Source organism: Halomonas daqiaonensis (assembly GCF_900109725.1).
Lineage (GTDB): Bacteria > Pseudomonadota > Gammaproteobacteria > Pseudomonadales > Halomonadaceae > Halomonas > Halomonas daqiaonensis.
The window spans coordinates 111,856-123,774 of record NZ_FOBC01000009.1 but is presented as its reverse complement, the minus strand read 5'-3'; the positions used below and the strand labels follow the sequence as shown (position 1 = coordinate 123,774).

14 protein-coding genes are annotated in these 11,919 nt (G+C 66.4%); 10 read left to right on the top strand and 4 right to left on the bottom strand.

Annotated features, from left to right (window positions below; all coding sequences use genetic code 11):
- Positions 1-65 precede the first annotated feature (65 nt).
- The 6 genes from prfB (at position 66) to rimI (ending at position 5,266) form a co-directional block, all read left to right on the top strand.
- A protein-coding gene (gene prfB / locus BMY30_RS09285; RefSeq protein ID WP_139195498.1) for a peptide chain release factor 2 occupies positions 66-1,164 on the top strand; the annotation gives its coding sequence in 2 pieces (ribosomal slippage) (positions 66-140 and positions 142-1,164; 1,098 coding nt in all).
- Between the two features lie 68 nt (positions 1,165-1,232).
- Entirely contained in the window at positions 1,233-2,783 is a 1,551-nt protein-coding gene (gene lysS / locus BMY30_RS09280; protein ID WP_089712847.1) for a lysine--tRNA ligase, read from the top strand.
- 297 nt (positions 2,784-3,080) lie between these two features.
- Entirely contained in the window at positions 3,081-3,467 is a 387-nt protein-coding gene (locus BMY30_RS09275; protein ID WP_089712845.1) for a hypothetical protein, read from the top strand.
- 227 nt (positions 3,468-3,694) lie between these two features.
- Positions 3,695-4,006 (top strand): BolA family protein, encoded by a 312-nt coding sequence (locus BMY30_RS09270; RefSeq protein WP_089712843.1) that lies wholly within the window; start codon positions 3,695-3,697, stop codon positions 4,004-4,006.
- Positions 4,003-4,818 (top strand): hypothetical protein, encoded by an 816-nt coding sequence (locus tag BMY30_RS09265; RefSeq protein ID WP_244516166.1) that lies wholly within the window; start codon positions 4,003-4,005, stop codon positions 4,816-4,818. Before BMY30_RS09270 ends, BMY30_RS09265 begins: the two co-directional genes overlap by 4 nt.
- Positions 4,805-5,266, top strand: coding sequence for a ribosomal protein S18-alanine N-acetyltransferase (rimI, locus tag BMY30_RS17620; protein WP_244516165.1), 462 nt, complete (start codon positions 4,805-4,807; stop codon positions 5,264-5,266). Before BMY30_RS09265 ends, rimI begins: the two co-directional genes overlap by 14 nt.
- Positions 5,267-5,273: 7 nt before the next feature.
- On the opposite strand, the gene BMY30_RS17615 is transcribed toward rimI, so the two are convergent.
- Positions 5,274-5,468, bottom strand: a complete 195-nt coding sequence (locus BMY30_RS17615) for a cell division protein ZapB (RefSeq protein WP_139195497.1) — start codon at positions 5,466-5,468, stop codon at positions 5,274-5,276.
- Between the two features lie 80 nt (positions 5,469-5,548).
- Positions 5,549-6,208, bottom strand: a complete 660-nt coding sequence (rsmD, locus tag BMY30_RS09255; protein ID WP_089712841.1) for a 16S rRNA (guanine(966)-N(2))-methyltransferase RsmD — start codon at positions 6,206-6,208, stop codon at positions 5,549-5,551.
- A gap of 90 nt (positions 6,209-6,298) precedes the next feature.
- On the opposite strand from rsmD, the gene ftsY reads away from it, so the two are divergent.
- From ftsY to rpoH, 4 genes are all read left to right on the top strand, one after another.
- Positions 6,299-7,543, top strand: a complete 1,245-nt coding sequence (gene ftsY / locus BMY30_RS09250) for a signal recognition particle-docking protein FtsY (protein ID WP_089712839.1) — start codon at positions 6,299-6,301, stop codon at positions 7,541-7,543.
- On the top strand, positions 7,540-8,208 hold the full coding sequence (gene ftsE / locus BMY30_RS09245) for a cell division ATP-binding protein FtsE (RefSeq protein ID WP_089712836.1): 669 nt from the start codon (positions 7,540-7,542) through the stop codon (positions 8,206-8,208). The genes ftsY and ftsE overlap by 4 nt, the downstream gene beginning before the upstream one ends.
- Complete coding sequence (ftsX, locus tag BMY30_RS09240) at positions 8,205-9,179, top strand: permease-like cell division protein FtsX (protein WP_089712834.1); 975 nt, start codon at positions 8,205-8,207, stop codon at positions 9,177-9,179. Before ftsE ends, ftsX begins: the two co-directional genes overlap by 4 nt.
- 118 nt (positions 9,180-9,297) lie before the next feature.
- Positions 9,298-10,164, top strand: a complete 867-nt coding sequence (gene rpoH, locus BMY30_RS09235) for an RNA polymerase sigma factor RpoH (protein WP_089712833.1) — start codon at positions 9,298-9,300, stop codon at positions 10,162-10,164.
- Positions 10,165-10,346: 182 nt separating this feature from the next.
- Here the strand turns inward: rpoH and slmA are convergent, their stop codons facing one another.
- Both slmA and argB read right to left on the bottom strand, forming a co-directional pair.
- Positions 10,347-10,958: a nucleoid occlusion factor SlmA gene (slmA, locus tag BMY30_RS09230; protein ID WP_089712831.1), complete on the bottom strand. Its 612-nt coding sequence runs from the start codon at positions 10,956-10,958 to the stop codon at positions 10,347-10,349.
- 41 nt (positions 10,959-10,999) lie between these two features.
- Positions 11,000-11,917: an acetylglutamate kinase gene (argB, locus tag BMY30_RS09225; RefSeq protein WP_089712829.1), complete on the bottom strand. Its 918-nt coding sequence runs from the start codon at positions 11,915-11,917 to the stop codon at positions 11,000-11,002.
- Positions 11,918-11,919 lie beyond the last annotated feature (2 nt).

The window sequence follows — 11,919 nt, the reverse complement described above, 5'->3', positions numbered from 1 at the left end:
CGCGGCCCTGGCGTCGAGCCACCGCCACGGCAGGCATTTTTGTATCGCAGACTCGGATGAGCCCCATGCTGGAAACCAACCCGATTCACCACCTCATCAAGGACCTGTCTGAGCGGACAGATGTCCTGAGGGGGTATCTTTGACTATGCCGAAAAGAAGGATCGGCTAGAGGAAGTCACCCGCGAGCTCGAGGACCCGGACGTCTGGAGCGATCCGGACCGCGCTCAGAAACTCGGCAAGGAGCGGGCGACGCTGGAGGCAATCGTGGCCACCATCGACGATCTCGATCAGGGGCTCGGCGACAGTCGTGACCTGCTCGAACTCGCCGAGATGGAAGACGACGAGGGCACCGTCAACGAGGTCCAGAAGGAGCTCGAGGGGCTTCAGGCCAGCCTCGAGAAGCTCGAGTTCCGGCGCATGTTCTCCGGCGAGATGGACGAGAACAACGCCTATCTCGACATCCAGGCCGGCTCCGGCGGCACCGAGGCCCAGGACTGGGCCAACATGCTGCTGCGCATGTACCTGCGCTGGGTCGAGCACCACGGCTTCAAGGCCGAGATCATCGAGGTTTCCTCCGGCGAGGTGGCGGGCATCAAGTCGGCCACCTTGCACATCATCGGCGAGTACGCCTTCGGTTGGCTGCGTACCGAGACCGGTGTGCATCGCCTGGTCCGCAAGAGCCCCTTCGACTCCGGCGGCCGCCGGCATACGTCCTTTGCGTCCGTGTTCCTGTCGCCTGAGGTGGATGACAGCTTCGAGGTCGAGATCGATCCCTCGGACCTGCGTACCGATACCTACCGCTCCAGCGGGGCCGGTGGGCAGCACGTCAACACCACTGACTCGGCCGTGCGCATCACCCACGAACCCACCGGCATCGTGGTGGCTTGCCAGAGCCAGCGCAGCCAGCACGCCAACCGCGACTTCGCCATGAAGCAGCTCAAGGCGAAGCTGTGGGAACACGAGATGCAGAAGCGCAACGCCGCCAAGCAGGAGGCCGAGGACTCCAAGGCCGATATCGGCTGGGGCAGCCAGATCCGCTCCTATGTGCTGGACGACCAGCGCATCAAGGACCTGCGCACCGGCGTGCAGTCGAGCAGCTGCGACAAGGTGCTGGACGGTGACCTGGACCAGTTTATCGTCGCCAGCCTCAAGCAAGGCCTATAGCCTGCTGCGCTCGCGCGGTTCAAGACGTGTCTCAGACTCCGCATCAAAGATTTCCAACAGGTAGCAAAATGGCCAACGAGAGCCCTTCATCGGATAGCCCGCAGAACGACGAGAACCGCTTGATTGCCGAGCGGCGTGACAAGCTGGCAACGCGCCGCCAGCTTGCCGCCGAGACCGGCGAGAGTGCCTTTCCCAACGATTTCCGTCGCGACAGCCTGGCGGCCGGGTTGATCGATGAGCTTGGTGATCGGGATAAGGCCGATCTTGAGATGCTGGACCGTCAAGCCGCCGTATCGGGGCGCGTCATGCGCAAGCGGGGACCCTTCATCGTCATCCAGGACCCCTCCGGGACGATCCAGCTCTACGTCGACAAGAAAGGGCTGCCGGCCGAGGTGCTGGAGGACGTCAAGGGTTGGGACATCGGCGACATCGTGGCGGCCCGCGGCCCGGTGCACAAGTCGGGCAAGGGCGACCTCTACGTGATGATGGTGGAGGCCAGGTTGCTGACCAAGAGCCTGCGTCCGCTGCCCGACAAGTTCCACGGCCTCACCGACATGGAGGCGCGCTACCGCCAGCGCTACGTGGACCTGATCATGAACCCCGATTCTCGCAAGGTGTTCGAGACGCGCGCCGGGGTGATCAGCGCCATGCGGCGCTTCTTCGAGGATCGCGGTTTCATGGAGGTCGAGACCCCCATGCTGCAGCCGATTCCCGGCGGTGCCACGGCACGTCCCTTCGTTACCCACCACAACGCGCTGGACATCGACATGTACCTGCGGATCGCGCCGGAGCTCTACCTCAAGCGCCTGGTGGTGGGCGGCTTCGAGCGGGTCTTCGAGATCAACCGCAACTTCAGGAACGAAGGGCTCTCCACTCGCCACAACCCCGAATTCACCATGATCGAGTTCTATCAGGCTCATGCGGACCACAATGACCTGATGGACCTCACCGAGGAGATGCTGCGCAGCGTGACCCACAAGGTGCTGGGCACCACCACGTTGGTGAATACCGTGCGCAACGGCGAGGGCGAGGTGCTGGAGACCTTCGAGTACGACTTCGGCCAGCCGCTCCGGCGGATCACAGTGTTCGACTCCATCCTCGAGTTCAACCCGGATATCCATGCCGAGGCCCTCGCCGACGAGGCCGCCGCGCGCCAGATCGCCGAGCGCCTGGACATCGACGTCAAGGACGGCTGGGGGCTGGGCAAGGTGCAGATCGAGATATTCGAGAAGACCGTGGAGCACCGCCTTCAGCAGCCCACCTTCATCACCGAGTACCCCACCGAGGTGAGCCCGCTGGCGCGGCGCAAGGACGCCAACCCCTTCGTCACCGAGCGGTTCGAGTTCTTCGTCGGTGGCCGCGAGATCGCCAACGGCTTCTCGGAGCTCAACGACGCCGAGGACCAGGCTGAGCGCTTCCGCGCCCAGGCCGCGGAAAAGGAGGCCGGCGACCTGGAGGCGATGTACTACGATGCCGACTACGTGCGGGCGCTGGAGGTCGGCCTGCCGCCAACTGCCGGCGAGGGCATCGGCATCGACCGGCTGGTGATGCTGTTCACCGACAGTGCCTCCATCCGTGACGTGCTGCTCTTCCCGGCCATGCGCCCGGAAGTCGATTGACCGGCGATGATTCGAGGGGCGCCGGGGGGGGGGTAGGCCGAAGAGGAGGTCCTACGCCATGGGTGAGGAGCACTGCTCCGAACGGGCTGGCCATGGATGGCCAGCACCGGTCCTGCAAGCGGAGCGGGACGCGAGAGCGCCGCAGGGCGTCGGTAGCGCCCAGGGAGGGGTTTACAGCGCCTCCTTGCAGGCCTTCCGCCGGATCAGCCCCGTCTAGTATCTCCATGGCGGGAAGTGTTGGTAACCGGGGCGGCGAGCACCCATAATGGTTGTCGTTTTGACGTCGAGGAGACCATGATGAAACTGCTCAACCGCTCCGCCCTGAGCATCAGGCCGACCCGGCATTTCGTGGACTGGATCAACGCGCTCGAACCCACGATGGAAGGCGACGATCTGACCCTGGCCGACGTCGAACGCGAAAGCACCGTCTACCTGATCCCCGAGATGGATGCGCCCGAGGCCCTGGAGGCCTTCGTGCGTGAGCGATACCTCGAGATACTGAAGACCGAGCTACGCGCCTGGGAAGAGGACGAGCGCCAGTGGCCAGAAGCCCTAAACTGGGCGCTCTTTCAGCGCTTCCTGCAGGTCGAGCACAGCTACCTGGCCATCGACCTCGACGACGAGGCGGCGCTGGAGATCTCCGAGGTGGACGACGCCCTCCTCCTGGAGGCGGACCAGGACTGATCTTCCTGCCAGGCAGCGACCATGAGGAAACCGGCTTCGGCCGGTTTCCTCGTTAGGGATCCCGCAGTGATGGAAGCAGGATGAGTCGACTCTTCGCGACCCGCCCTCCGACGACGCCCAGTGTGCCTCGCGTGAGGCGCGCCGTTACGGGCCGCGGCTGGCCGTCGTCTGTCCCTCACTGAAGGCGTACAATGACCCTATCACTCACTCAGCATCGGGACGTCGACATGAGCACCCAGGCCACCATCGAAGACAAGCTCAGGGCCCTCGAGCCCGCCTTCCTGGCGGTGGAGAACGAGAGCCATCGGCATAATGTGCCGCCGAACTCCGAGACCCACTTCAAGGTCTCCCTGGTCTCCTCCCGCTTCGAGGGACTGATGCCGGTCAAGCGGCATCAGCAGATCTATGCACTGCTCGCCGACGAACTCGCTGGCCCCGTCCATGCCCTGGCCCTGCACCTCTTCACGCCCGAAGAGTGGGAGGCCAGCGGCCGTTCTCGCCCCGACTCCCCCGACTGCCGGGGTGGTAGTAAGTCGTGACCCCGGAGCCGCAGCGTCTGCAGTATCTGGAGGCCATGGGCCTGACGGCCTGGGTCTCCCGCTATCGCCTGCCCAATGCCCTGCCCACGCAAGCCTGTGAGTGGGAGGCCCACGCGCCAGTGGCCGAGGCGCCCCGCGCCCCGGCGGAACGGCTGCATGCGCTGCTCGACGAGGCCGCGGAGGCGCAGGTCGCCACCTCGCGACCGCTCCCCGCCGAGCCGGAACCGCGCCATCGTCCTGCGGCTGGTAAGGCCCGCGCGCTGCTGGGTGACCTGGGGTCCAGCGACGCCCAGGAAGCCAAGCCCGAGGCGGTGAGCCCAGCCCCCGTGCGCCACAGCGGGGACGCGCTGCGCTTTACCCTGCAGGTGGCCTGCCTGGATGGCCGCTGGCTGATATTGCTGCCCGGCGAGACACCCCCCGACAGCGCAGAGCTGCGCCTGCTGCGTCACCTGCTACAGGCTGCCGGCGTGGAGCCCGAACAGATGCCGGCCTTCGAGGGCTTTCGCTGGCCCCAGGTGGAAGGACTGCCGGTGGAAGCGCCACTGGAGGAAGCCCGCGAGGGTCTCCAGGCCTTCCTGGCCGGTCGGCAGCGGCGAGGCTGGGTACCGGAACGGCTGCTGGTGTTCGGGGAGGACGAGACGCTCGCCGAGCTGCTGACCCTCTCAGGCGGCCACTGCCCGTTGCTGGCGTTGCCTGCCTGGCAGGGGCCCAGGCTAGGCGAGCTGGCCGGCAGTGCCGAGGCCAAGCGCGCCCTCTGGCCGCGGATGGCCGGCTGGTGCGATGCCTGGCGGGCGGGTCGTGACCCCCACTGAGGCGATGCGGCGGCTCGCTCCGGCGGACCTGGCGATGCTATCGGCGCTCGAGCAGGCCGCCAGTCCCGATCCATGGACGCTACACCAGCTGCAGGCGGCGCTGGACGACCCTGACACCCGGGTGTTCGGTATCGAGCGTGAAGGTGGCCTGGTCGGCCATGCGGTGGTGGTGCGGCTGCCGTTCGATGCAGAGCTGCAGGCGATCCTGGTGACGCAGGAAGCGCGTTGTCAGGGCGTGGCGGGGCGCTTGCTGAAGGCGGTGATCGAACAGGCGCGTACTTGGCAGAACGAGCGTCTGCTGCTTGAGGTCAGGGCGAGCAACGATGCGGCCCTGGGGCTCTATCGGGGTGCGGGGTTCGGCGAGGACGGCCGGCGCCGTGGCTACTATCCGGCGCACATCGGTGGCCGGCGGGAGGATGCGCTGCTGATGTCGCTCCCGCTGGCCTGAAGCTGCCTCAGCTGCTGGTGGTTGTTTCGACCTCGTCGAACTTGCCCAGCAGGGCGGTGAGGCGACGCTCCCACTCTTCGCGCTCCTGCTTCAGGCGAGCGTTTTCCTCTCGCAGCTCCTCGGCTTCCATCCTCATCAACTCCAGAGCCTCGACGGCGCTGGTGACCTTCTGTTCGAGCTGGTTGAAGAGTTCGATACTCATCCTGTTCTCCTAACGACATCCTGCTGGTGGGGCGTGCCCGATGGGGTGTTCAGCGCGCAGCGTAACGCTGCGGTCGGGGCTCAGCAAGCGTCGCCGCCGGTCGATCCTGAGCCAGGTGGATGCCGGCGGTAGAGCCGCCCGGTGCTGTCGCCGGCACGTACCTGGCGGTGCAGTTGCCAGCTGGCGGGTACCTCCGGAGTGAGCGCCGACTCGGTTTCCACGTAGACCAGGGCATCGTCGGCGAGCCAGCCGGCCTCCAGGGCCTTGCAGCAGGCCTCGGTGAGCCCCTGCCGGAAGGGCGGGTCGAGGAAGACCAGAGAGAAGTGGGTGGGATCAGCCGAGAGGAAGGCCAGGGCATCGGCGGTGACCAGGCGTCCACGCTCGGCGGCGCCCAGTGTTGCGAGGTTGTCGGCCAGCTGACGCCCCACCCGGGAGTCATGCTCGACGAACACGGCCTGTCGGGCGCCCCGTGAGAGGGCTTCCAGGCCGAGCGCTCCGGTGCCGGCGAAGAGGTCGAGGACCCGTGCGCCGGGCGTGGCGGCGGCCAGCCAGTTGAATAGCGTCTCGCGCACCCGGTCGGGGGTGGGGCGCAGCCCCGGGTGGTCGAGCACCGGCAGCTGACGACGCCGGTACTCGCCGCCGATTAGGCGCAGCCGACCGGGGTTCCGGCGGCCCAGGTCTTTGTGTGCGTTGGCGGCCGGTTGGCGGGGTTTGCGGGAAGGGGAGCGGCGTCGTGTCATGGGGGCGGATTGTAACCGTCGGCTTGTCCACAGTCATGGTGCGCGATGGTACGATGAGGCGATTCGTTCATCCGTGAGGCATGATCCCCCATGTTCGGTATTTTCAAGCGCAAGAAGCAGGAAGGGCAGCAGACGACACCGGAACATGAGGCCGAGCGCCGGTCGGACGAGCAAGCGGCAGACGACGGCACCGAGTCCGCGACGCCGTCAGAGGCCGCCGGCGGGGTCGACGAGGCGACATCCGGCAGTCAGCCGGCGAAGCCGCCCGAGGCGGCCCGGGACACGGCTCCCGAATCCGAACCGGTGCCCGGGATGCAGGCCACAGAGACTGCGCTCGAACCCGAGCCTGCGCTGCCCAAGGCGGCCCTGCAGGAAAAGCCTTCCGTCGAGAAGACGGGTTGGTTCGCGCGTATTCGTGCCGGGCTCGGCAAGACGCGCGCCAACCTCACCGATGGCCTGGCCGATCTCTTTATGGGCCGCAAGCAGATCGATGACGAGCTCATGGAGGAGCTCGAGACCCAGTTGCTGATGGCGGACGTGGGCATCGAGGCCACCACCGAGATCATCGACCGGCTCACCGAGCGGGTCTCGCGTAAGGAACTCAAGGAGCCCCAGGCGCTCTTCCGGGCCCTGCAGGAGGAGCTCGCGGCGATGCTCGAACCGGTCACCCGGCCGCTGATCTTGCCAGCGAAGGGCGAGGGCCCCTTCGTGATCCTGGTGGTGGGCGTCAACGGGGTAGGGAAGACAACCACCATCGGCAAGTTGACCCAGCGCTTCCAGCGCGAGGGGCGCAGCGTGATGCTGGCCGCCGGCGACACCTTCCGGGCGGCAGCGGTGGAGCAGCTGAAGGTCTGGGGCGAGCGCAACGACGTGCCTGTGATCGCCCAGCACACCGGGGCCGACAGCGCCTCGGTGATCTTCGATGCCGTGTCGTCCGCCAAGGCGCGGGGCATCGACGTGCTGATCGCCGATACCGCCGGTCGCCTGCACAACAAGGCCCACCTGATGGAGGAGCTCAAGAAGGTCCACCGGGTGATGGGCAAGGTCGACGCCAGTGCCCCCCATGAGGTGATGCTGGTGCTCGACGCCGGGACTGGCCAGAACGCGCTTGCCCAGGCCTCGACCTTCGACGAGGCGGTGCCGGTCACCGGCATCACCCTGACCAAGCTAGACGGCACCGCCAAGGGCGGCATCATCTTCGCCCTGGCCCGCCAGCTAGGCACGCCGATTCGCTTCATCGGCGTCGGTGAATCGCTGGATGACCTGCGCCCCTTCGTGGCTCAGGAATTCGTCGATGCCCTGTTCGACCGCGAGCCGGTGTCGCCCGAGTCATGATCGCTTTCGAGCACGTCGGCAAGCGCTACGGAGGGCGCTTCGAGGCGCTCGCCAATATCGATTTCCGGGTGCAACGCGGCGAGATGGTGTTCCTCACCGGCCACTCCGGGGCAGGCAAGAGCTCGCTGCTGCGCCTGATCATGCGCCTGGAGCGGCCTAGCCGCGGCCGGGTGCGGGTGGCGGGCCATGATATCGACCGCCTGCACCATAGCCAGATTCCCTTCTATCGCCGCCAGATCGGCGTGGTCTTCCAGGACCACCAGCTGCTCTTCGATCGCTCGATTTTCCACAACGTCGCCTTGCCGCTGGAGATCCAGGGGGTCGAGCATCGCGAGGCGGCGCGGCGAGTGCGAGCGGCGCTGGAGAAGGTGGGGCTCTTGCACCGCGAGGCCGCATTGCCCATCGAACTTTCCGGTGGCGAACAGCAGCGAGTCGGCATCGCCCGGGCGGTGGTCAACAAGCCGGCCCTTCTGCTCGCCGACGAGCCCACCGGCAACCTCGACCCCCAGCTCTCCGCCGACATCATGGCGCTGTTCGAGGATTTCAACCGCATCGGGACCACGGTGATGGTCGCGAGTCACGACCTGGCCCTGATCGCTCGGCTGCGTCACCGCACCCTGCGGCTCCACGACGGTCGCCTGGTGGCCGACGAGGAGGTCGCATGAGTCGCGAACCCCCCCCTTCGCCTCGCGGCGCACGCACACACCCGTCGGCGAGCGGCATCCGCTGGCGGGCCTGGGCACGCCACCATCGCACCATGGGCGTCGACAGTGCCCGGCGCCTGCTGCGCCGGCCACTGGGCAGCCTGCTGACCATGCTGGCCATTGCCATCGCCCTGGTGCTGCCGGCAGGGCTCTGGCTGGCCCTGGACAGCGCCCGTCTGCTCGACGCCGAACTGGAGCAGAGCGCGACCCTCACTGTCTACCTGGAGACCGGCGTCGGGGAGGGCGAGGCTGCGCGTATCCAGGAAGCGCTGGCCGCTCAGGCGGGGGTGGCCGGCACCCGGTTGATCACTGCTGCCGAGGGCATGGCCGAGTTCCAGCAGGCGTTGGGACTCCGCGATGCCCTGACGCGGCTCGAGGACAATCCCCTGCCGGCCAGCGTGGTGGTGCGCCCCGAAGACCCTGGCCCCGAGGCCGTGCGCAAGCTTGCCGAGGCCCTCGGGGCGGTCCCCGGTGTCGACGAGGTGCGCCTGGACCTCGCCTGGCTCGAGCGCCTGCGCCACCTCGCTGAACTGGGTCAGCGGGTCACCCTGGCACTGGGTGTGCTGTTCGGGCTGGGGGTGTTGCTGGTGGTGGGCAACACCATCCGGCTCGCCGTGGAGAATCGCCGCAAGGAGATCGAGGTGGTGACCCTGATCGGCGCCACTCATGCCTTCGTGCGTCGTCCCTTCCTCTACAGCGGGGCCTGGTTTGGACTGGGCGGTGGTCTGCTGGCCTGGGGCCTGCTGACGCTGGGCAGCGACTGGCTCTCGGCCCCTGTCTCGTCCCTGGCGGCGAGCTACGGGGCCAGCTTCCATCTGCCGCGGCTGGGCCCCGAGGGGTCTACAATATTACTCGGTTGTAGTACACTGCTTGGCTGGCTGGGAGCCTGGATCGCCGTGAATCGGCATCTGGCGGAAATCCGGCCTCGCTGAGGCGAGCGCCGGCCGAATCCACGGGATATCGGGCACCAGCCGGAACTTTCGTCGGTCTTCACCGTCTCACGCGGCAACCACGTACAGCCTTATGGGTTTCGAAGGAGACAACCTGCACATGAGCACCAGTCTTCTACCGGTGGGTCAACTCTCCCCGGGTCATGACCTGAACGGTTACATCCAGGCGGTCAACGGCATCCCCATGCTGACCGTCGACGAAGAGCGCGAGCTGGCCTTTCGCCTGCACGACGAGGGTGATCTCGAGGCGGCGCGCCGTCTGGTGCTGTCGCACCTGCGTTTCGTCGTCTATATCGCTCGCAGCTATTCCGGCTATGGCCTGCCCCAGGCCGACCTTATCCAGGAAGGCAACGTCGGCCTGATGAAGGCTGTCAAGCGCTTCGACCCCAACCAGGGCGTGCGGCTGGTCTCCTTCGCCGTGCACTGGATCAAGGCCGAGATACACGAGTTCGTGCTGCGCAACTGGCGCATCGTCAAGATCGCCACCACCAAGGCCCAGCGCAAACTGTTCTTCAACCTGCGGGGCGCGAAGAAGCGACTGGCCTGGTTGAACAGCGACGAGGTCGATGCCATTGCCAAGGACCTCGACGTCAAGCCCGAAGTGGTGCGCGAGATGGAAGGACGCCTGTCGGCCCACGATGCCGGTTTCGATGCCTCGCCGGGCGAGGACGACGAGTCCGCCTATCAGGCACCGGTGCACTTCCTCGATGATGCCAGTGGTGATCCGGCCACTCAGCTCGAGGACAGCGACTGGGAGCAGGATGCCACGCACCGTCTGCAGCAGGCCCTTGAGGCCCTTGACGAGCGCTCGCGGGACATCCTTCAGCGTCGCTGGCTAGGGGATAACAAGGCCACCCTGCACGAGCTGGCCGATGTCTACGGCGTTTCTGCCGAGCGCATCCGCCAGCTCGAGAAGAATGCCATGAAGAAGATCCGCCAGCAGATCGGCGATGCCCTGGCGGCATGATAGCGTCGAGCGCCCTTCGGGCAGCGTCAAGCTGCCAAGCACCGAGCCGCCAAGCTGCTCAGTGACGGGCGGTAAGTGTTGAGGTAACGAACAAGAAACCCCGCCGGATACTCGATTCGGCGGGGTTTCTTGTTGATACCGGTCACGACGGCATTATCATCCTGCGGCGCTCGGCGCTCGCTTTACGCCGGCTGCGAGCTCTCCCGCAATAGTTGGGCCGAAAGCAGCGCCCACTGGTCGTCCCAGTGTTCGGTGGGGCGGTGGCGAAAATCACTGCGCACATAGCGAGAGATCTGCCCTTCGAGATGGGCGAGCAGCAGGTTGGCGGCCGCCGAGACGGGCAGTGAGGGGCGCCGTCCCTCGCGCAGTTCCGCCTCGCGCAGCACCTGCTTGAGCTGGGTCTCGAGGCGTTCGAAGAGCTGGTGGATGCGAAGGCGCAGCCGTGCCGTCTCGCCGGTCAGGGCGTCGCCGCCCAGCAGGCGCGAGAGGCCGGGGTTCTTCTCGGCGAAGGCCAGCACCAGGGTAAGGATCTGGCCACAGCGCGGCACCGCCTCCGGCACCTCGTCGAGGATGCGGCCGATGCGCTCGAAGAGTGTCTCTTCGATGAATTCGATCAGCCCCTCGAACATTCGCGCCTTGCTGGGGAAGTGGCGATAGAGCGCTGCCTCAGAGACGCCGACCTGGCGGGCCAGGGCAGCCACGGTGATGCGCTTGCCACTGTCTTCCTCCAGCATCAGCGCCAGGCCCTGCAGGATCTGCTCGCGGCGACTGGGGATGGGTGTTTCCTGCGTCATGGCATCATGTTCTTGTCGGTGGGTGGATCGGGCCGGAGGGCTCAGTCGACATTCGGGTCCTGGGGGACATCGGTGATCAGGGTGCCCACCCCGGCGTTGGTGAAGATCTCCAGTAGGGTGGCATGGGGCACCCTGCCGTCGATGATATGGGCGCTCCTGACGCCGCCCTTTACGGCGTCCAGGGCGCAGCGGATCTTCGGCAGCATGCCGCCATGGATGGTGCCATCGGCGATCAGGGCATCCACCTGGCCGGTGGTCAGTCCGGTGAGCACCTCACCCTCGGCATTCATCAGGCCGGCCACGTTGGTCAGCAGCATCAGCTTCTCGGCATCCAGGGCCTCGGCTACCTTGCCGGCCACCAGGTCGGCATTGATGTTGTAGCTACGGCCCTTTGCATCCACGCCGATGGGGGCGATCACCGGGATGAAGTCGCGGGCGGCGAGCATCTCGATGAGGTCGGTGGAGATGTGTTCCACCTCGCCCACGTGGCCGATGTCGATGATTTCCGGCGCTTTCATCTCGGGGCTCTGGTGCTCCACCTGGAGCTGGCGGGCGCGGATCTGCGCGCCATCCTTGCCGGTCAGGCCGATGGCCTTGCCGCCGCACTGATTGATCAGGTTGACGATACCCTTGTTGACCAGGCCGCCCAGCACCATCTCCACCACGTCCATGGTCTCGGCGTCGGTCACCCGCATGCCGTTGATGAACCGCGACTCGATATTCAGCTTCTTGAGGAGCTCGCCGATCTGCGGCCCTCCGCCATGCACGACGACCGGATTGATGCCCACCTCCTTCATCAGCACGACGTTGCGCGCGAAGGAGTCGATCAGGGTGTCCTCGGTCATGGCGTTGCCGCCGTACTTCACGACCACGGTCTTGCCGGAGAAGCGCTGGATATAGGGCAGCGCCTCGGAAAGTATCTCCACCACCAGCTGGGGGTCGCGGGTCTGCTCGGTCATCT